General features: G+C 66.9%; 18 protein-coding genes. 11 read left to right on the top strand and 7 right to left on the bottom strand.

Annotated features, from left to right (window positions below; all coding sequences use genetic code 11):
- Nucleotides 1–2: 2 nt before the first annotated feature.
- From J0H39_07025 to J0H39_07015, 3 genes are read left to right on the top strand one after another with little or no spacing between them, the layout of a single operon-like run.
- Nucleotides 3–842 (top strand): S49 family peptidase, encoded by an 840-nt coding sequence (locus tag J0H39_07025; protein ID MBN9496489.1) that lies wholly within the window; start codon nt 3–5, stop codon nt 840–842.
- 7 nt (nt 843–849) lie between these two features.
- Complete coding sequence (locus J0H39_07020) at nt 850–1,092, top strand: hypothetical protein (protein ID MBN9496488.1); 243 nt, start codon at nt 850–852, stop codon at nt 1,090–1,092.
- A gap of 31 nt (nt 1,093–1,123) precedes the next feature.
- Entirely contained in the window at nt 1,124–2,512 is a 1,389-nt protein-coding gene (locus tag J0H39_07015) for an NAD(P)/FAD-dependent oxidoreductase (GenBank protein MBN9496487.1), read from the top strand.
- Here the strand turns inward: J0H39_07015 and J0H39_07010 are convergent.
- Nucleotides 2,509–3,603: a DSD1 family PLP-dependent enzyme gene (locus tag J0H39_07010; GenBank protein ID MBN9496486.1), complete on the bottom strand. Its 1,095-nt coding sequence runs from the start codon at nt 3,601–3,603 to the stop codon at nt 2,509–2,511. The two genes, J0H39_07015 and J0H39_07010, sit on opposite strands and share 4 nt — an antisense overlap.
- 131 nt (nt 3,604–3,734) lie before the next feature.
- Between J0H39_07010 and J0H39_07005 the strand changes: the two genes are divergently transcribed.
- From J0H39_07005 to J0H39_06970, 8 genes are read left to right on the top strand one after another with little or no spacing between them, the layout of a single operon-like run.
- The gene (locus J0H39_07005; GenBank protein ID MBN9496485.1) at nt 3,735–4,706 is read left to right on the top strand and encodes a BMP family ABC transporter substrate-binding protein; all 972 of its coding nucleotides are present in this window, start codon (nt 3,735–3,737) and stop codon (nt 4,704–4,706) included.
- Between the two features lie 7 nt (nt 4,707–4,713).
- Nucleotides 4,714–6,240 (top strand): ABC transporter ATP-binding protein, encoded by a 1,527-nt coding sequence (locus tag J0H39_07000; GenBank protein ID MBN9496484.1) that lies wholly within the window; start codon nt 4,714–4,716, stop codon nt 6,238–6,240.
- Nucleotides 6,237–7,334 (top strand): ABC transporter permease, encoded by a 1,098-nt coding sequence (locus tag J0H39_06995; GenBank protein ID MBN9496483.1) that lies wholly within the window; start codon nt 6,237–6,239, stop codon nt 7,332–7,334. The genes J0H39_07000 and J0H39_06995 overlap by 4 nt, the downstream gene beginning before the upstream one ends.
- 1 nt (nt 7,335) lies before the next feature.
- Nucleotides 7,336–8,307, top strand: coding sequence for an ABC transporter permease (locus J0H39_06990; GenBank protein MBN9496482.1), 972 nt, complete (start codon nt 7,336–7,338; stop codon nt 8,305–8,307).
- Nucleotides 8,304–9,131: a purine-nucleoside phosphorylase gene (locus tag J0H39_06985; protein ID MBN9496481.1), complete on the top strand. Its 828-nt coding sequence runs from the start codon at nt 8,304–8,306 to the stop codon at nt 9,129–9,131. The genes J0H39_06990 and J0H39_06985 overlap by 4 nt, the downstream gene beginning before the upstream one ends.
- Complete coding sequence (deoC, locus tag J0H39_06980; GenBank protein MBN9496480.1) at nt 9,128–9,883, top strand: deoxyribose-phosphate aldolase; 756 nt, start codon at nt 9,128–9,130, stop codon at nt 9,881–9,883. Before J0H39_06985 ends, deoC begins: the two co-directional genes overlap by 4 nt.
- 1 nt (nt 9,884) lies before the next feature.
- Nucleotides 9,885–11,198 (top strand): thymidine phosphorylase, encoded by a 1,314-nt coding sequence (gene deoA, locus J0H39_06975; protein MBN9496479.1) that lies wholly within the window; start codon nt 9,885–9,887, stop codon nt 11,196–11,198.
- Entirely contained in the window at nt 11,198–12,367 is a 1,170-nt protein-coding gene (locus tag J0H39_06970; protein ID MBN9496478.1) for a phosphopentomutase, read from the top strand. Before deoA ends, J0H39_06970 begins: the two co-directional genes overlap by 1 nt.
- On the opposite strand, the gene J0H39_06965 is transcribed toward J0H39_06970, so the two are convergent.
- From J0H39_06965 to J0H39_06940, 6 genes are read right to left on the bottom strand one after another with little or no spacing between them, the layout of a single operon-like run.
- A complete protein-coding gene (locus J0H39_06965) occupies nt 12,364–13,143 on the bottom strand; it encodes a heme ABC transporter ATP-binding protein (protein MBN9496477.1) in 780 nt (259 codons plus the stop codon). The two genes, J0H39_06970 and J0H39_06965, sit on opposite strands and share 4 nt — an antisense overlap.
- On the bottom strand, nt 13,140–14,150 hold the full coding sequence (locus J0H39_06960) for an iron ABC transporter permease (GenBank protein ID MBN9496476.1): 1,011 nt from the start codon (nt 14,148–14,150) through the stop codon (nt 13,140–13,142). Before J0H39_06960 ends, J0H39_06965 begins: the two co-directional genes overlap by 4 nt.
- Nucleotides 14,147–15,022, bottom strand: a complete 876-nt coding sequence (locus J0H39_06955; protein ID MBN9496475.1) for an ABC transporter substrate-binding protein — start codon at nt 15,020–15,022, stop codon at nt 14,147–14,149. Before J0H39_06955 ends, J0H39_06960 begins: the two co-directional genes overlap by 4 nt.
- A 4-nt stretch (nt 15,023–15,026) precedes the next feature.
- Nucleotides 15,027–16,082: a hemin-degrading factor gene (locus J0H39_06950; protein ID MBN9496474.1), complete on the bottom strand. Its 1,056-nt coding sequence runs from the start codon at nt 16,080–16,082 to the stop codon at nt 15,027–15,029.
- 14 nt (nt 16,083–16,096) lie between these two features.
- Nucleotides 16,097–16,909: a TonB family protein gene (locus J0H39_06945; protein MBN9496473.1), complete on the bottom strand. Its 813-nt coding sequence runs from the start codon at nt 16,907–16,909 to the stop codon at nt 16,097–16,099.
- 10 nt (nt 16,910–16,919) lie between these two features.
- Entirely contained in the window at nt 16,920–18,932 is a 2,013-nt protein-coding gene (locus tag J0H39_06940; GenBank protein MBN9496472.1) for a TonB-dependent hemoglobin/transferrin/lactoferrin family receptor, read from the bottom strand.
- Nucleotides 18,933–19,003: the final 71 nt, after the last annotated feature.

Genomic DNA, 19,003 nt, shown 5'->3' with positions numbered 1-19,003 from the left:
CGATGTTCGACCAACTCCGCCCCGCTTTCGCGCGCCTTCTCGGGCGCACGCCCGCCCCGATCGTCGCGGTCATGCGCCTGCAAGGCCCGATCGGCATGGGCGGGCGGCGCGGTCTGTCGATGGAGCGCCTCGCCGGGCCGCTGGAGCGCATGTTCAAGACCAAGGGTCTTGCCGCCGTGGCGCTGGTGATCAACTCGCCCGGCGGATCGCCGGCCCAAAGTGCGTTGATCGGGGCCCGCATCCGGGCCCTCGCCGACCAGGAAAAACTGCCGGTCTACGCCTATGTCGAGGATGTCGCCGCGTCGGGCGGGTATTGGATCGCGGCGGCGGCGGACGAGATCGTCGCCGACGCGAATTCGATCGTCGGTTCGATCGGCGTCATCTCCGCCGGTTTCGGCTTTCAGGAGATGATCGGCAAGCTCGGCATCGAGCGGCGCCTGCACACCTCGGGTGAACGCAAATCGCTGCTCGATCCGTTCGGGCCGGAGAAAGCCGAAGATATCGTGCGGCTCAAATCGATCCAGGCCGAGCTGCACGCGAATTTCAAAGCCTGGGTGCGCGCACGGCGCGGCGCCAAGTTGAAGGCCGAAGACGCCACATTGTTCGAAGGCGAGTTCTGGACCGGCACGAAGGCGCTCGATCTCGGCCTTATCGATGGGATCGGCGACGCGCGCGCCGATCTGCGCAAGCGCTTCGGCGAAAAAGTCCGCTATCGCGGCTTCGCGCTGCAAGGCGGCGGCTTCCTGCGCCGCTTGCTGGGCCTGTCGTCGCAAGCCGACTACGCGGGCGACGCATTGGACGCGATCGAAGCCCGCGCCGCTTTCGCGCGATTCGGGTTATAAGACCGCTATGGGTTCGATCGGCAAAATTCTGATCTTCGTCATCGTCGTCATGGTCGCGTGGTTCGGCTGGCGCTATTTCCGCATCCGGGAAAAGGAAGCGGATATCGCCGCCCAGCGCGCCAAGTCGCGTGACGTCGCCAAGGCCGATATGGATGCGGGGGCGACGACGATGCGCGCCTGCCCGCGCTGCGGCACGTTCATCGCGGCGGGTTTGACCTGCACCACGCCCGGCTGCCGCGCGAAAGCGTGAACCCGGCCCGATTATTGCTGCCCACGCGGCTATGAACCGCGAAGCGCTCGCCGCCCTCACCGCCCAAGCCCGCGCCGACATGGCGGCGATGGCGTATCCCGCCCGAATTTGGATGCCGGAACCCGCCGAATCCGGCCGTCATAACGTGCTGGTTGTCGGCGGCGGACAAAGCGGCCTGGGTGTCGCCTTTCAATTGGCGCGCGACGGCGTGGCGGGCGTGTCGGTCATCGACAAGGCGCCGCGCGGCGGCGAAGGTCCGTGGCTCAACTACGCGCGCATGGCGACCTTGCGCACGCCCAAGGATCTCGTCGGCCTCGATGGCGGTTTGCCGTCCTTGTCGGTGCGCAGCTGGTACGCCGCCGCATTCGGGCCGGACGCGTGGGACCAAATCGTCCGTATCCCGCGCGCGCATTGGGCGGCCTATCTCGACTGGTTCCGCGACACGGCCGCGATCCCGGTGCGCAACCAAGTGGAACTCCTACGCCTGGAACCGCAAGGCGATTGGATCGCCGCCGATCTCGCCATCGATGGCAAAACGTCGCGCGAATATGCCCGCCGCGTCGTGCTCGCCCATGGGTTCGAGAATGCCGGACAATGGACTCTGCCCGAATGGGCCGAGGCGTTGCCCGAACGCTTCCGCGCGCATTCCAACGGACCGGTCGATTTCGCCGCGTTGAAGGGCAAGCGCATCGCCGTCCTCGGCCATGGCGCGTCGGCGTTCGACAACGCGCTTGCCGCGCTGAAGGCCGGGGCCGCACGCGTCGATCTCTGTTTCCGGCGCGAAACCCTGCCGGAGATCAATCCCCATCGCTGGGCGGAATTCGCGGGCTATCTGCGCCATTACCCCGAACTGCCCGACGCGACCAAATGGGCGATCATGCGGCGCTTCCGCTTGATGGATCAGCCACCGACCGCCGATGGCGTCAACGGCTGCAAAGCTTTTGCCAACTTCGCCGCCCATCCCGGCCGTCCGTGGACGAAACTCGCGGTCGCGGGCGACGCAGTGCGCATCGACACGCCGCAGGGCCCGCTCGATGCGGATTACCTGATCTTCGCGACCGGCATGCGCGTCGATCTTTCGCTGCGCCCCGAACTTGCGGCGCTCGAAGCCGATATCGCGCGCTGGGGCGACGTGCACAGGACCGACGATCCCGATTCCGTGCTGGCGTCGTGGCCCTATCTGGGTGCGGGATTCGAGTTCACGCCGAAACCGGGGCGCGACGCCGAGCATCTGAGCCGCATCCATCAATTCGGCTTCGCGGCGGGGTTGAGCCACGGCGCGCAATGCGCGTCGGTCAGCGGGCATCGCCACGCATTGCCGCGCCTTGTCGCCGGGATCACGCGCGGGTTGTTCCGCGATATCGAGCCGAGCCTGATCGCCGATCTCGACGGCTACGACGCCCGCGAAAAACTGCTCTAGCGGATCTTGCCTCGCGCCGCGACGGGCCAAGCCATCGTCGGCTTGCCGCCCGACAGCACCTGATATTCGTCGTGCAGATTGATCGTCGTGTCGCCATGGGCGGGTACGATACGCAATTTCTCGCCGAGCTTGGGCAAGCGCACGGTCGCATCGGCGCGGCGCAGAATGCCATGCTCGTCGCCGCCGAAGCCGAAATTCCAACCGGGCAGATCCATCGCTTCGGGCATGCCGCCATCGACCGACAGCGTCTTGTAGCCGCAATCGAGCACGACGCGATCGTTCGAGGGGATGCTCATCACCGTCGCGAGCACGAACAACGCTTGCTCGAAGCGACCATAGCGTTCGCCGGTTTCATCGCCCACGTCGCGATACTGCTTGTCCATGAACACATAGGTGCCGCACTGGAATTCGGTGTAGCCGGCTGCCGTTTGGAATTCGTAGCTGCCGGTTCCGGCCCCGGAGATGATCGGCGTGGCGATCCCCGCCGCCGCGAACGCCGCGCGGAATTCGGCGAGCTTGGCGTTGCACGCCTCCGCCCCCGCCCGGCGCTGGGCCCAGCCGGCGATGTGCTGGATCTTGCCGTGATAGGCTTGGAGCCCGTCGAAGCGCACGCCCTTCGTCGCGATCGCGCGCTTGGCGAGTGCGACGGCCGCCACCGGATCGGCGATTCCGCAGCGGCCCATGCCGAGATCGCATTCGACCAGCACGCCGATCTCCACGCCCGCCGCGACGCAAGCGGCGGCGAGCGCATCGAGCCCGTCCGGATGATCGACCACGGTGCGGATCGTCGCGAGGCGGGCGAGGCCGACAAGGCGGGTGACCTTCGTGGAGCCGACGATCTCGTTCGTAACCAGAATGTCGGTCACGCCGCCCTCGACCATCACCTCGGCCTCGCCGACCTTCTGGCAGCACACGCCGACCGCGCCCGCGGCGATTTGGCGCCGGGCAACGGCCGGGCTTTTATGCGTTTTGGCGTGCGGGCGCAGCATTACCCCGGCTTTACGGGCAAATTCGGCCATCTTGGCGATATTCCGCCCCATCGCATCCAGATCGAGAACCAAAGCGGGTGTGTCGAGCGCGTCGAGATTCATGGGACTTTTTCCACCGCAAAACCGGCAAACCGGGCCGAAACCGGGTCTGCTTTAGCATAGGGCCATTGATCCGGCGAAACGGCTTTGCCAGAGTCGGCCCGGGCATTGACGCCCCCAGGGAGACGATAAACATGAAGACCCCCGTTCTCGCCGCGGCCCTCGCGCTCGCGATCGCCGGTTCGGCCGCCGCCCAGACGCCGCCCGCGGTGATGTTCGACATCGGCGGCAAGTTCGACCGCTCGTTCAACCAAGCGGCCTATGACGGCGCCGAGCGTTTCAAAAAGGAAACGGGCGTCATCTACAACGAATTCGAAATCACCAACACCGCCGAGCGCGAACAGGCGATCCGCAATCTCGCCCGGCGCGGTGCTTCGGTCGTGATTGCGGTCGGGTTCAACAACCACGCGGCGATCGAAACCGTCGCCAAGGAATTCCCGAACGTCAAATTCACGATCATCGATTCGGTCGTCGATCTGCCCAACGTGCAGTCGGTGACGTTCCGCGAGCACGAAGGCTCGTTCCTGGTCGGCATGGCCGCCGCCCTCACCTCGAAGACCGGCAAGGTCGGCTTCGTCGGCGGCATGGACGTGCCGATCATCCGCAAATTCTACAAGGGCTACGAGGAAGGCGCCAAACACGCCAAGCCGTCGGTCGAAGTGTTCATGAACATGACCGGCACGACGCCGACCGCCTTCCGCGACCCGACGCGCGGCGCGGAACTCGCGCGCGGCCAGTTCGATCGCGGCGTGGACGTCGTGTTCGCCGCCGCCGGCGCCACGGGGACGGGCGTCTATCAGGCCGCGAAGGACGCCGGCAAGTTCGCCATCGGCGTGGACAGCAACCAGAACCATCTGCATCCGGGCACGATGCTGACGTCGATGGTCAAGCGCGTGGATATCGCCGTCTACGAAGCGATGACCCAGGCCCGCGCCGGAACCTGGAAGGCGGGGGCGCGTGCGCTCGGCCTCAAGGAAGAAGGTGTCGGCATGGCGATCGACGACAACAACAAGGCGTTGCTGTCGGCCGACATCCTGAAGCGCATCGACGAAGCGCGCCAGGCGATCGTCGACGGGAAGATCACCGTCACCGACGTCATGCGTTGACGGCGGAATCGTGACGCAACCCGCCCTGCGCTTGTCGAACATCGACAAGCGCTTCGGCCCGGTGCATGCCAATCGCAGCATCGACTTGTCGGTCGCCAAAGGCTCGATCCACGGAATCGTGGGCGAGAACGGCGCCGGCAAGTCGACGCTGATGAGCATCGTCTACGGGTATTACCAAGCCGATTCCGGCACGATCGAAGTCGACGGCAAGCGCGTGACCATCGCTTCGCCGCAGGACGCGATCGCCGCCGGGATCGGCATGGTCCATCAGCATTTCATGCTGGTGGAGAATTTCACCGTGCTGGAAAACGTGCTGCTGGGCGCGGAGGGCGGCGCACTTCTCGCCAAAGGCGAAGCGGCGGCGCGCGCCGAGCTCATGCGCCTCGCGCGCGATTACGGCCTCGACGTCGATCTCGACGCGAAGGTCGAAACGCTTCATGTCGGTGCGCAGCAGCGCGTCGAAATCCTCAAGGCGCTCTATCGCGGGGCGCGCATTCTGATCCTCGACGAGCCGACGGCGGTGCTGACGCCGCAAGAGGCCGACAAGCTGTTCGAGCTGTTGGCGTTGTGGCGCAGCCAGGGCAGCACGGTGTTGCTGATCACGCATAAGCTGCGCGAGATCATGGCGATCACCGACCGCGTCACCGTGATGCGCCAGGGTGCCATCGTCGCGACGCGCGAGACCAAGGACACGAACCAGGCCGAGCTCGCCGAATTGATGGTCGGACGCCGCGTGACGACGCGCGTTCCCAAGGGTGCGGCCGAACCGGGGGCCGAGGTTCTGCGCGTCGAGCATTTAAGCTGCATCGACGCGCGCGGTGCCGCACGGCTTCAGGACATCTCGTTTTCGGTGCGCGCGGGCGAGATCGTCGGCATCGCCGGCGTGTCGGGCAACGGCCAGACCGAAATCCTGGAAACGCTGGCGGGGCTTCGTCCCGTCGCGTCCGGCCGCCTTCTCTATAAGGGCGAAGCGCTGCCGCCGCCGGGCGTGCCCGCGCGCGCCAAATTCGCGCGCAGCGTGGCCATCGCCCATGTGCCCGAAGACCGGCATCGCATGGGCATGGTCACGGGCTTCGACGCCTACGAGACCGCGATCCTCGGTTATCACGACGACGATGCGCTGCGCCGCGGACCGCTGCTGTCGGAAAGCCGGTCGATCGAACGCTGCCGCGATCTGATGGGCCAGTTCGACGTGCGCCCCGTCGATCCGCGTTTGCGCTCGGGCCAATTCAGCGGCGGCAACCAGCAGAAGATCGTGCTGGGCCGCGAGATCGACCGCGATCCCGACCTGTTGCTGGTCGGCCAGCCGACGCGCGGCGTGGATATCGGCGCGATCGAATTCATCCATAAGCGCATCGTCGAAATGCGCGATCGCGGCAAGGCGATCCTGCTGGTGAGCTGCGAGCTCGACGAAATCCTGGCGCTGGCCGACCGCATTCTGGTCGTGTGCGGCGGCCGAATCATCGGCGAGGCCGATGGGACCACGGCCGACGAAAAGCGTCTCGGCCTGATGATGGCGGGTATCGCGGCATGAGTTCGCGCGGCGATATGCCGGCCTGGGCGGATTACGTTCTGCTGCCGCTCATCAATCTCCTCCTCGCCTTCGTGCTGTCCGGGCTAGTCGTGCTGGCGATCGGCGAAGACCCGTTGCGCGCCATGCGCATTCTGGTCGAGGGCGCGATCGGCTATCCCGAAGCGATCGCTTTCACGCTTTATTACGCGACGAATTTCATCTTCACCGGTCTTGCCGTGGCGCTGGCCTTCCATGCCGGCTTATTCAATATCGGCGGCGAAGGTCAGGCTTACGTCGCGGGGCTGGGCGTGGCGCTGGTCTGCCTCTATCTCGACTTCCTGCCCTGGCCGGTCATCTTCGTCGGCGCCATCGCGCTCGGCATGGCGTTCGGCGCCGTCTGGGCCGCGATCCCCGGCTGGCTTCAGGCCAAGCGCGGCAGCCATGTCGTCATCACGACGATCATGTTCAATTTCATCGCCGCCGCGTTGATGACCTATCTGCTCAGCAACGTGATGCTGGAGCCGGGCCGGGGCGCCCCGGAAACGCGACGCTTCATCGCCAACGCCACGCTGCCGACGATGCAGACGATGCTGGGCTGGATCGGCATCGACGCCCCGCGCTCGCCGCTCAATTTCGCGTTCTTCCTGGCGCTCGCCGCCGCGTTCCTGGTCTATGTCTATATTTGGCGCACGCGCTGGGGTTACGCGCTGCGCGTCGTCGGCCAGAACGAACAGGCCGCGCGCTATGCCGGTATCGATCCGGCGAAGACCATCATCGTCGCGATGGCGATTTCCGGGGCGCTCGCCGGGTTGATGGGCGTCAACGAGATCATGGGCGCCCATCAACGCCTGCTCGTCGCCTTCACCGGCGGCTTCGGGTTCGTGGGCATCGCCGTGGCCCTGATGGGCCGCAACCATCCGCTGGGTGTATGCCTCGCGGCGCTGCTGTTCGGCGCGCTCTATCAGGGCGGCGCCGAACTCGCCTTCGAGATGCGCGCGATCAGCCGCGAAATGGTCGTCGTGATCCAGGGCCTGATCATCCTGTTCTGCGGCGCGCTGGAGAACATGTTCCGCCCTTGGATCGCGACGCTGTTCGCGCGGCGCAAGGCGGCCTGACATGGACGATTTCGTTCAACTCGTCTCGCTGCTCGCCTCGACCGTTCGCTTGTCGATCCCGCTGATCCTGTGCGCGCTGGCGGGCTTGTTCGCCGAACGCGCGGGCGTGGTCGATATCGGCCTCGAAGGCAAGATGCTCGCCGCCGCCTTCGCCGCCGGCACGGTCGCGGCCTTGTCGGGCTCGGCCTGGATCGGCTTGCTCGCGGCAATCGTCGTCGCGGTCGCGTTCTCGATGATCCATGCTTTCGCCTGCATCACCCATCGCGGCAATCAGGTCGTGTCGGGCATGGCGTTGAACGTGTTGGCCGTCGGCCTCACCGCCGTGCTCGCCTTCGCCTGGTTCCGCGAAGGCGGCCAGACCCCGGCGCTGTCGGGTGCCGCGAGATTCGCCCCCATCGTCCTGCCCTTCGCCGAGACGATCGGCCAAGCGCCGATCATCGGCCCGATCTATGCGCGTCTCATCTCCGGCCACAACGCGCTTGTCTATCTGACCGTCGCGATCGTGCCGATCGTCTCGTTCGTGATTTTCAAAACGCGTTTCGGTCTGCGCCTGCGCGCTGTGGGCGAAAATCCGCACGCGGTCGACACGGCCGGCATTTCGGTCGCGTGGCTGCGCTATCGCGCGCTGATCTGCACGGGCGTGCTGTGCGGCGTGGCGGGCAGCTATCTCGCCACCGCGATGGCGTCGGCCTTCCAGCGCGAGATGACCGCCGGGCGCGGGTTCCTGGCACTCGCCGCATTGATCTTCGGCAAATGGATGCCGGTGCCCGCCGTCCTCGCCTGTCTGTTGTTCGCCTTCGCCGACGCGCTGCAAGGCCGCCTGCAAGGTGTCGCCCTGCCGGTCGTGGGCGTCGTGCCCGTGCAGGCGATCCAGGCCTTGCCCTATCTGCTGACGGTGCTGCTGCTCGCCGGCTTCGTCGGCAAAGCCGTGGCGCCCAAGGCCAGCGGCATTCCCTACGCCAAGGAGAAATGAGTTTGTCCCCCGCAAAAGCCGCCGACGCGATCCGCCCGCTGCTAAAGGGTCTTTCGCCCAAGATCGCCATCGTGCTCGGCTCGGGCCTTGGCGGCATCGCCGACACGATCGCCGACGCACGCGTGCTGCCTTATGCCGAGATCCCCGGCTTTCCGGTCAGCAAGGTGCAAGGCCATTCCAGCCGTTTGATCGCCGGGAAAATCGCGGGCGTCGACGCGATCGTGCTGCAAGGCCGCGCGCATGTGTATGAAGGCGCGGATGCCTCGCAAATCAAAACGCCGATCCGCGCGCTGAAGTCGCTGGGAGTCGAAAAACTTCTGCTAACCAACGCGGCGGGCTCGTTCCATCCGGCGAGCGACGAAGGCTCGCTGCTGCTGATTGAAGATCATATTTCCTGGGCGGGCTGGTCGCCGCTGCAAGGCCCCAACGACGACGAATGGGGCCCGCGCTTCGTGGCGATGACCGACGCCTATGACCCGAAGCTGCGCGACGTGCTGAAGGCGCAGGCCGCGAAGCTCGGCATCGCGCTGCCCGAAGGCATTTACGCTTGGTATCTCGGTCCCAATTTCGAAACGCCGGCGGAGATCCGCGCGCTGCGGGGCCTGGGTGCGGATATCGTCGGCATGTCGACCGTGCCCGAGGTGATCGTCGCGCGCCATTGCGGGCTTCGCGTCGCCACGATCAGCGCCGTCACCAATCTCGCGGCGGGCATGCGCGTAAACCAGCATCTGTCTCACGATCATACGCAGCGTATCGCGAAACTCTGCGCCGAGAAGCTCGACCGCTTGATCCCGGCCGCTTTGCCTGATCTGGTACGGGCATGAGCGACCTCGCGCGCCGCGCCCTCGCCTGTCTCGACTTCACCAGCCTCAACGACGGCGACGACGAAGCCGCGATCGCCAAGCTTTGCGCGCGGGCACAGACCAAACACGGCAATGTCGCGGCCGTCTGCCTGTGGCCGAAATTCGTCGCCCAAGCCAAGACGGCGCTGGCGGGTACCGGCATCAAGATCGCGACCGTGGTGAATTTCCCGGGCGGACTGGAACCGGCCGCCGATGTCGTCGCGCTGACCAAGACCGCGCTGGCGGACGGCGCCGACGAGATCGACGTGGTCTTCCCCTATAAACGCTGGCTGCGCGGGGAGAAGGTGCCCGCCGTGACGGTCGTCGCGCGCGTGCGCGAGGCCTGCGGCACGACGACGCTGAAAGTCATCGTCGAAAGCGGCGCCTTTCCCGCCCTCGACAAGCTCGACCGCGCCTGCGGTGAGATCGTCGAGGCGGGGGCCGATTTCCTCAAGACCTCGACCGGCAAGATCGAGATCGGCGCCACGCCCGACGCGGCGCGCGTGCTGCTCGAAGTGTCGGCGCGTAATCCCTATCGCGACGTCGGCGTGAAGATCTCCGGCGGCGTGCGCACGCTGGCCGACGCCGCCGCCTATCTCGCTTTCGCCGACGAGATGCGCGGCCCCGATTGGGCGACACCGGCGACGTTCCGCTTCGGCGCGTCGGGCCTGCTCGACGCGTTGCTCGCCGATCTCGACGGCGAAGCCGCCCCCGTGCCCGCCAAAGGCTACTGACATGCTGCCGCAGGAAGTGATCCGCAAGAAGCGCGACGGTTTGCGCTTGTCCGATTCCGAAATCGAGTTCCTCGTGAAGGGCATCGCCGACGGCAAGGGTTTGGCCGACGCGCAGGTCGGCGCGCTCGCGATGGCGCTGTTCCTCAACGGCATGGACAACGCCGAACGCGTGGCGCTGACCCGCGCGATGACGCATTCGGGCGAAGTGCTGTCGTGGAAGGGCGAAGACCTGCCCGGCCCCATCGTCGACAAGCATTCGACGGGCGGCGTGGGCGATAAGGTGAGCCTGATGCTCGCCCCGATGGTCGCGGCCTGCGGTGCCTTCGTGCCGATGATATCGGGGCGCGGTCTTGGGCACACCGGCGGCACGCTCGACAAGTTCGAAAGCATTCCCGGCTATTCGGCCAAACCCGATCTGGCGCTGTTCCGCCGCGTGGTGCGCGACGCGGGCTGCGCCGTCATCGGCCAAACCGCCGATCTCGCCCCCGCCGATAAGCGGCTTTACGCGATCCGCGACGTGACCGGCACGGTCGAATCGATCGGCCTGATCACCGCGTCGATCCTGTCGAAGAAACTCGCGGCGGGTCTCGACGCGTTGGTGATGGACGTGAAGTTCGGCTCGGGCGCCTTCATGGCGAAATTCGACGACGCGAAAGCGCTGGCGCAAAGCATCGTCGATGTCGCGAACGGCGCCGGGCTTCGCACGCGCGCGCTGCTGACCGATATGGACCGCCCGCTGGGCCGCACGGCCGGCAACGCGCTGGAGATGCGTGAGGCGGTCGCGTATTTGAAAGGCGAACGCGACGCGCGCTTGCACGGCGTCACCAAGGCGCTGGCGGTCGAGATGCTCGATCTGTCGGGTGTGGCGCCGCGCGCCCAAGCCGAAGCGAAGATCGAAGCCGCGTTGGCATCCGGCCAAGCGGCCGAGCGTTTCGCGCGTATGGTCGCCGGTCTCGGCGGGCCAAAGGATTTTCTGGAACGCGTCGATTCCTATCTCCCGAAAGCGCCGATCGTGCGGCCCGTTTTTGTGCCGGCCAAAGGCGTCGTCGCGAAGATCGACACGCGCGCGATCGGCATCGCCGTGCTGGAACTTGGCGGCGGGCGCGTCGATCCGGCGCAAGCCATCGACCATGCCGTCGGATTTGCGGAGATCGCGAATACGGGTGCCGAAATCGGCCCCGATCGGCCGATCGCGATTCTCCATGCGCGCGACGCGGCGTCGGCCGAAAAAGCGGCGCGTACGCTGATCGCGGCGTATACTCTTGGCGATGCGCAAGCCGCTCCGCCGGTCGTGCGCGAAACCCTGGGGATGTGATGGCCCGCGCGTTCGTTCTGGTGATGGATTCCTTCGGGATCGGCGCCGCCCCTGACGCCGCGAAGTTCGGCGATGCGGGGGCCGATACCTGGGGCAGCATCAAGAATGCGCAGGCGCCGTCGGTGCCCAATCTCGTGCGCCTGGGTCTGGACGCGGCCCATGCGCGCGCCACGGGCCGCGCGTATGCGGGCCCCGCCCCCGAAGGGCTCTACGGTGCCGCGCGCGAGCGTTCGCACGGGAAGGACACGCCTTCGGGCCATTGGGAGATCGCGGGCGTGCCGGTCGAATTCGACTGGGGCTATTTCCCGCACACCGTGCCGAGTTTTCCCGCCGAATTGACGCAAGCCCTGATCGCGAAGGCGCGCTTGCCCGGTTTGCTCGGCGATTGCCACGCCTCGGGCACGACGATCCTCGACGAGTTGGGCGAAGAACATATCCGCACGGGCAAGCCGATCGTCTATACGTCGGCCGATTCCGTGTTCCAGATCGCCGCGCACGAAACGCATTTCGGCCTCCAACGACTCTACGACGTCTGCAAGATCGCGTTCGAGCTGGTTCAGCCCTATCGCATCGGTCGCGTCATCGCGCGGCCCTTCGTCGGCGAGAAAGCGGGCGAATTCAAACGCACCGGCAATCGCAAGGATTACGCGGTGATGCCGCCCGCCCCTACGTTGCTCGACGTCGCCAAGGCGGCGGGGCGCGAGATGCACGCGATCGGCAAGATCGGCGATATCTACGCCCATAGCGGCCCGACCAAGGAAATCAAAGCCGACGGCAACGCGGCGTTGATGGCGGCGACGATGGAAGCGCTGACGCAAGCGCCGGACGGCGCCTTCGTGATGACCAATTTCGTCGATTTCGACTCACTCTACGGGCATCGGCGCGACGTGCCCGGCTATGCGCGCGCTTTGGCGGAATTCGATGCGGCGCTGCCGGCGTTCCGCGCGGCGATGAAGCCGGGCGATATCGCCGTGCTGACCGCCGATCACGGCTGCGACCCGACCTTCAAGGGCACGGATCACACGCGCGAGCATATTCCCGTGCTGTGGTTCGGGCCCGGTGTGGCGGGCAAGGATATCGGTATTCGGTCGAGCTTCGCCGATATCGGCCAAAGCATCGCGGCGCATTTGGGGCTCAAGCCCCTCGCCCACGGCGAAAGCTTCGTCTAGGCCGCGATCGGGTAGGTCGCCAGCGCCCGCTGCCCGCCGGGTAGATCGATCCAACGCGAGTCGACGCCGAATACGCGCCGCACAAGATCGGGCGTGAGCGCTTCTTCGGGCGTTCCCCGCGCGACCAGCCGACCGCGTTCGAGAACCGCGACGCGCCGGCAATGCAGCGACGCCGAAAACAAATCGTGCAGCACGGCCAGCACCGCGCCGCCTTGCGCGGCGACGCGCTTGGCGAGGTTCAAGACCGCATGCTGATGCGAAAGATCGAGGCTCGAGGTCGGCTCGTCCAGCAGCAGCAACGGCTTCGGCGTGCCGCCGATCTGCGCCAAGGCGCGCGCCAGTTGGATGCGCTGCTGCTCGCCGCCCGACAGCGCCGCATAGCCGCGCGATGCGAGGGGCACGGCGTCGCACGCATCGAGCGCGTCGTTCACGGCTTGCGTATCCGCCGCTTTGGTCGTGCGCCCTTCATGTGGCAGGCGGCCGAGTTCGACGATCGCGCGCGCGTCGATATCGAACGCCACGGCCGCATGCTGGGGTAGCACGGCGCGGCGGCGCGCGAGATCCGCACGCGGCCAGGATTTGAGATCGGCGCCGTCGATCTCGACGCCGCCGCTTTCGGGCGGAAACTCGCCCGCCAATACGCGCAGCAATGTCGATTTTCCCGCCCCGTTGGGCCCGAGCAGGCCGAGGAACTCGCCCTCGCCCAGCGACAGCGAAACGCCGTCCACAAGGTTGCGCCCGGCGCGGCGCACGACGATGCCGGTCGCGCGGATCATGCGGCCAAGCGGCGCTTCTCGCGCCGGATCAGGAAGGCGAAGAAGGGCGCGCCGATCGCCGCGGTGACGAGACCGACCGGTAGCTCGGCCGGCGCGACGAGGATGCGCGCGAGCGTATCCGCCGCGACCGACAACGCCGCGCCATAAGCCGCCGCGAGCGGGATCAAGCGGCGATGGCCGGGCCCGTGCGTCAATCGCACGAGATGCGGCACGACCAAGCCGACGAAACCAACCGGTCCCGCGACCGATACCACGGCGCCCACGCCCAACGCCGCGACGCCGACGGCCAAGCGCTTCAACGTTTCGACCGGAATGCCGAGATGCCCCGCTTCGCGCTCGCCCAGCATCAGCGCGTCGAGGCCGCGCGCGAAAAACGGCAATGTGCCGGCCGCCAGAAGCGCGAAGGGTGCGATCAGCATCAAGCGATCCCACGAGGCGCCGGCGTAACTGCCCAGCAGCCACAAGGTGATGTCGCGCAACTGCCGATCGTCGGAGGCGTAGATCAACACGCCGGTCAGCGCACGCGACAGGGCTTCGAGCGCGATGCCCGACAGCAGCAGCGACGCGACCGGAATGCGTCCGTCGACGCGCGCCAATCGATCGACCGCGATCGCGGCCGCAAGCGCGCCGGCGAATCCCGCCAGCGGCAAAACGGCCCCGCCCATGGCGCTCGCCCCAAAGAAGATCGCCGTAACGGCGCCGAGCGTGGCGCCACCGGTGATGCCGAGCACGCCCGGATCGGCGAGCGGATTGCGGAACAGACCCTGCAACGTCGCTCCCGCCAACGCCAACATGCCGCCGACCAGCGCCGCCATCAGCATGCGCGGCAAACGAAGAGAGGCGACGATGGCGAGCGTGCGCTCGTCGACGCTGAAATCCAATCCGGCGCCATGCAGCAACGCCACCGCCACGTCGGTGGGCGGAATGCGCGACGGCCCCAGCGACAAGGCGGCCAGACACGCCGCCAACAACCACGCCCCCGCGACGACGACCGGGCGCATCGTCATGGTGCGGCAACCCAGGGCCGTTCGGGCAGCTTGGCGATCGTTTCGTTCGGGCGCAGCGCGGCCGCCAAGTCGCGCGCCGCATGCGCCGTGCGCGGGCCGAAGCCGAGCAAATAATCGCCATCGAACGCGACGACGCGCATACTCTTGGCACCGGCGAATTGCGGAAGACCGCGCATCGCCGCTTCGCCGCCCAAGGCTTGCAACGAATGCGTGACGGTGACGATCACCGTGGCGCCCGAGCCCGCCAACGCTTCGGCCGAAAGCGGCTTATAGCCCTTGTAGCCATCGATCGCGTTGACCGCCCCCGCGAGTTTGAAGATCGCTTCGGCCGAGGTTTCCGCGCCCGCCGCGAGAGGCGCCCCGCCGCCCGCCGACAGCACGAACACGATTCGCGGACGCGTCGGCGACGCGGCGAGCGATTGGGCGAGCGTCGCGAAATCCGCCGCGAGGCCCCGTTCCAATTCGTCCGCCGCATCGCCGCGTTCGAGGATCGAACCGACCATTCGAACGCGTTCGGCCAAAATCTCGGCCGAATGTCCTTCGCGCGCCTTCACCACGCGCAATCCCGCCCTCGCCATCTGCGCCAACACCGCCGGCGGGCCCGCATCGTCCGTCACGAGCAGCAAATCCGGCTTGAGCGAAAGAATGCCTTCCGCCGCCAACGCGCGCAGATAACCGACCTTCGGCAATTCCTGCGCGCGCTTCGGGTATAGGCTGGTCGTATCGACCGCGGCGACGCGATCGCCCGCGCCCAGTGCGTAGACGATCTCCGTCAGCCCGTTACCCGCGACGACGATGCGCTGGGGCGGCTCGGCGAAAGCCGGAACGGCGCCGGCAACAGTCAGCGCCGCCGCAAGGAGAAGGTTGCGCATCGCGTCAGGCGGCCGCGCGGCCGACCAGCGATTCGGCGAGTTCGCGCCATTCGGGCAGTTCGGGTTTGCCGGGTTTGCGCGCGCCGAACAACATGGCGATGTTCTCGCCCTGCTTGTCGAACACTTCGACCGAGGTGACGACGCCGTCGCTCGTCGGCTTGCGCACTAGCCAGACCGAGCCGATGCGGTCCTCGCGCAGATGCAGATTGAATGCGGGGTCCATCACGTTGATCCACGTACCCATCGGCACGATCTTGGAGACGGGCCCGGTATGAATCTGGATGCAGCCGGGATTGCCGACGAACACCATGATCGGCGTGTTGCTCGCCGAAGCACGCTCCAGCGTCGCGCGCAGATCGGACGGCGCCAAAGGCTGCGCCAATTCCGTGCCCGCCAAGCGCATCGCTTGCAGGCGCGAGGCGCCAACTTTGCGCACCAAACCGAAGAAGTCGTGCGTATCCTTCAGCGATTTCCAGCCGTCGCGCAGCGCCTTGGCGTCGATCTCGGCATCGGGCTTTTCCGCCTTCTTCGCGGCGCGCGCGGCGAAGATCGGCGCTTCGACTTCGGCAGGCGCCGTGAAATCCGCGACCAAGCGGTTCCACGCTGCCATGTCGGTCTCCGCCAGCGCATGCACCTTGTGCACGGCGTCGCCGGAAGCGTCGAAGAATTGCAGGCTGGGGTGGCGCTGCGCATCCTTCGGCGCCACTGCGTAGCCGAATTTCCACTGGCCGAGGAACAGGCGCAGATCGATATCGGGCCCGAGCACGAGACCGACATGGCCACCATCGGCCGAGAAATTCTCGTACACGCCCTTGCGTTCGTGCACGACGGATTCGTTGCGCGTCAGCGCCATCACACGGCCGAGGTCCTTGAAACGCGCCAACATCGCGGTGAATTCGGGTTTGAGGCGCGTGACGACGGCGGAGTTGTCGATCGGTAGCAGTGCTGCTTCGCCCACGCCCAGCTTCTGCGCCACATCGTAGGCGCGCAGCTTGGGTTCGGCGGCGAGCAAAGCGGCGCGGCGCGCGGCGAGATCGGTTTGGATCGGTTGGACGGACATGATGACTCCCTTCGTCAACGCAAAATGAAACGCACCGGCACTTCGACCCAGGCGGTGAGCAGCCGGTCGCCGCGCCGAGCCGGTTCGAACCGCCATTGGCGCGCGGCGGCCAAGGCGGCTTCGTCGAGCAGGCGCATCCCGGAGCCTTGCCAGACGACGAGTTCGAGCGTGTCGCCGGTTTCGCCGACGAGCGCGCGCAGCACCGTGGTGCCTTCGACGCCCATTTGGCGCGCGCGCGGCGGATATTCCGGGGCGGCCGGCCGCGCGCGGAACCGCGCGTCGGTCGTGACCATGATTTCGTTCGCCGCCGGTGCCGCCGCGGCGGCTGTTTGCGGCACGGATTCCGGGGCGGCGCTTGGAAGGGGTGCCGCGACGATGGGCGCGGGTGCGGGCGTCGGCGCAGCGGCGTGAACGGGCTCGGGCACTTGCGCCGGTGCGGGTGGCGCCTCGACCGGTTTGCGCGCCACTGGCTTGGGTCGCGGCTTCGGAACCGGCTTGGCAATTGGCGGCGGCGGTTCGGGCAGTTCCGCGACTTGCTCGAGGATCGGCTCAAGCACGGGCGGCGGTGGCTCGACGGCAACCGGCTCGACGATGGGCTCGGGCGCCGCCGCTTGCGTCACGACCGGCGCTTCGATGGGGGCCGCAAGGGGCGCTTCGTTCGGCGCGGCAATCGCGATCTCGATCAACTCGATCACGCGTTCCGATGGCGGTGCGGCCACGCCCCCCAGCGTGGCCGCGGCGGCGACCGCGCCGAACAGGAGCCCGTGCGCGAGCAGAGAACCAAGTGCCGCGCGCGGGTCCAATCCGGATCGCGATGTCGCCGTCATCGCCATCGCGTCAGAACTTATAGGTCAACGCGAGCTTGGCGTTGCGCCCCGTTTCGTAGAACGCGGCCGGCGTGGCCGAGTTCCAGTTGGAGCGGCGATAGACCTTGTTGAAGACGTTATCCACGCCCGCGTCGATCGTGAAGTCGCGCAGGAACGTGTCTTCGGGCGTCCAGCTCGCGTAGAGATCCCACACGGCATAGCCGCCGGTCACTGGCTGCGTGCCCGACACGCGATCCTGACGCGCGCTGGCGGTCACGCGCCCGCCCAGCGTCAAACCCCATTCCAGCCAGCGATGGCCAAGGCCGAGCGTCACCTTGTCGGCGGGCGTGTCGGTCAAAGGCAGCTTCGTCACGCGGTTCTCGCCGCGCAGGATCGACGTGCCGACCGTGCCGAACCAGCGGCCCGAATCGTAGCGCGCCTCGCCCTCGAAGCCCTGGATGCGCGCTTCGCGCACATTGGTCGTGGTCGTCGTCGTCGATCCCACGACCTGCTGGATGTAATCCTCCAGATCGTTGACGAAGTACGCGGCGCGCACGCGCAGGCGGTCGCGCGCGGCGAACACGTCGGAGAAGCGGAAATTCACGCCGCCTTCCTTGTTGAAGGACGTTTCCGGCTTCAGATTCGGATTGGGCACGAAATTGTTGCCGGGGAAGTGCTGGCCGCTGACGTAACGCTCGGTCAGCGACGGCACGCGGAACGCTTCGGCGTAGGACACGTAGGGTGCCGCCCATGGCGTGACCTGATAGGCGACCGACGCCTTGGGCGACACGCGCTCGTCGCTTTTTTGCGTCGGATTGCCGAAGGAAGATTGCTCGAACCGGTCGTAGCGCACGCCCGGCACGATCGTAACCTTGCCGATCTCGATCTCGTTCTGGAGGAACGTGCCGAACACGGTTTGATCGGCGTTGGGATATTCGGTGCGGCGCGCGCCGTTGCGCCGGCTCGACTGCTCGTCGCGATAACCGTCCACGCCGATCGTCAGCGCGTTCTTCTCGGCGCCGAACAGCGAGAAGCGCGACGTGTTCTGGATGTCGAAGCCGTTGGTGCGCAGATCGGTGTCGTCCTTTTCGATCGCCGTCGCGGGCAGGACGCGCTTTTCGTAGATATCGACTTCGTTGCGATAGACGACGGTCTTCAGGTCGACCAGCGGCGTCGAGGGTGCCGCGTAGGCCCAATTGACCGAGAAGCTGCGCTGCTTCGTGTCGCGGTCGACGATCGTGCTGGTCGTCGTCGCGTTGCCGAGATTGGCGTCGCGCGGAATCGTGTGGTCGTCGGCGTAGAGCAGCGTGGAAATGCCGATCTTGTGGCCGTTGCCCACGTCGTAGCCGCCCTTCAGCAGCCCGCTCCACACCTCGTCGCCCGAATAGGGAATGTCGATACCGCGCCCGTCCGTGTAGTTGCCGTTGCCGCGGCGCGTGACGTTGCCGACGATCTCGCCGCCGTAGCCGCGGGTAGCGCCGGTCAGACTTGCAAGGCGCGAGGAATTGTTCGTCTGGTAGCCGACGCGCGCGCGGCCGCCGAAATTGGCGCCGGGCTTCAGAATGTCCTCGGCGTCGACCGTGCGCATATTGACCGCACCGCCCAGCGCCCCCGAACCGAACAGCAGCGCGCCGGGGCCGCGCGAGACGTCCATGCTCTTCAGCAGATCGGGTTCGAGGAACACGCGGCCGCGATGGCCGGCGTTGAAATTGTTGCGCACGCCATCGACGCGCAGCACCACGCGCTCGTCCGACAGACCGCGCACGGTGAACTGGCGCACGGTGTTGCGCGGCACGCCGTTGGTTTCGACGCCGGGCATATCCTTGACCAGATCGTCGATGCTTTGCGGCTGGCGGCGCTCGATCTCCTCGCGGTCGACGACCGAGACGGAACCCGCGACGTCGCCCGCGACCTTTTCGGTGCGCGTGGCGGAGGTGGTGACGGCGTCGAGCGCCGTGACCGGCGCCGTTTGCGCATGGGCGACGGCGGTGAAGACGAGCAAAGCGGGGATGGCGCAGCTCAGCGCCGGACGGCGTGCCAACATGATAGGCGGACTCCTTGAACTTGGAGACCGTTGCTGGCTGGCTTGTCCGGAGCATTACGCCCCGCTTGGCT

The organism is Alphaproteobacteria bacterium (assembly GCA_017308135.1).
Classification (GTDB): domain Bacteria; phylum Pseudomonadota; class Alphaproteobacteria; order CACIAM-22H2; family CACIAM-22H2; genus Tagaea.
This window is presented reverse-complemented; position numbering and strand designations above follow the sequence as displayed.

Excerpts from the sequence above, each read along its gene's own strand:
- J0H39_07025 (MBN9496489.1), top strand. The coding sequence starts at position 3 with ATGTTCGACCAACTCCGCCCCGCTTTCGCGCGCCTTCTCGGGCGCACG.
- J0H39_07020 (MBN9496488.1), top strand. The coding sequence starts at position 850 with ATGGGTTCGATCGGCAAAATTCTGATCTTCGTCATCGTCGTCATGGTC.
- J0H39_07015 (MBN9496487.1), top strand. The coding sequence starts at position 1,124 with ATGAACCGCGAAGCGCTCGCCGCCCTCACCGCCCAAGCCCGCGCCGAC.
- J0H39_07010 (MBN9496486.1), bottom strand. The coding sequence starts at position 3,603 with ATGAATCTCGACGCGCTCGACACACCCGCTTTGGTTCTCGATCTGGAT.
- J0H39_07005 (MBN9496485.1), top strand. The coding sequence starts at position 3,735 with ATGAAGACCCCCGTTCTCGCCGCGGCCCTCGCGCTCGCGATCGCCGGT.
- J0H39_06995 (MBN9496483.1), top strand. The coding sequence starts at position 6,237 with ATGAGTTCGCGCGGCGATATGCCGGCCTGGGCGGATTACGTTCTGCTG.
- J0H39_06990 (MBN9496482.1), top strand. The coding sequence starts at position 7,336 with ATGGACGATTTCGTTCAACTCGTCTCGCTGCTCGCCTCGACCGTTCGC.
- J0H39_06985 (MBN9496481.1), top strand. The coding sequence starts at position 8,304 with ATGAGTTTGTCCCCCGCAAAAGCCGCCGACGCGATCCGCCCGCTGCTA.
- deoC (MBN9496480.1), top strand. The coding sequence starts at position 9,128 with ATGAGCGACCTCGCGCGCCGCGCCCTCGCCTGTCTCGACTTCACCAGC.
- deoA (MBN9496479.1), top strand. The coding sequence starts at position 9,885 with ATGCTGCCGCAGGAAGTGATCCGCAAGAAGCGCGACGGTTTGCGCTTG.
- J0H39_06970 (MBN9496478.1), top strand. The coding sequence starts at position 11,198 with ATGGCCCGCGCGTTCGTTCTGGTGATGGATTCCTTCGGGATCGGCGCC.
- J0H39_06965 (MBN9496477.1), bottom strand. The coding sequence starts at position 13,143 with ATGATCCGCGCGACCGGCATCGTCGTGCGCCGCGCCGGGCGCAACCTT.
- J0H39_06960 (MBN9496476.1), bottom strand. The coding sequence starts at position 14,150 with ATGACGATGCGCCCGGTCGTCGTCGCGGGGGCGTGGTTGTTGGCGGCG.
- J0H39_06955 (MBN9496475.1), bottom strand. The coding sequence starts at position 15,022 with ATGCGCAACCTTCTCCTTGCGGCGGCGCTGACTGTTGCCGGCGCCGTT.
- J0H39_06950 (MBN9496474.1), bottom strand. The coding sequence starts at position 16,082 with ATGTCCGTCCAACCGATCCAAACCGATCTCGCCGCGCGCCGCGCCGCT.
- J0H39_06945 (MBN9496473.1), bottom strand. The coding sequence starts at position 16,909 with ATGACGGCGACATCGCGATCCGGATTGGACCCGCGCGCGGCACTTGGT.
- J0H39_06940 (MBN9496472.1), bottom strand. The coding sequence starts at position 18,932 with ATGTTGGCACGCCGTCCGGCGCTGAGCTGCGCCATCCCCGCTTTGCTC.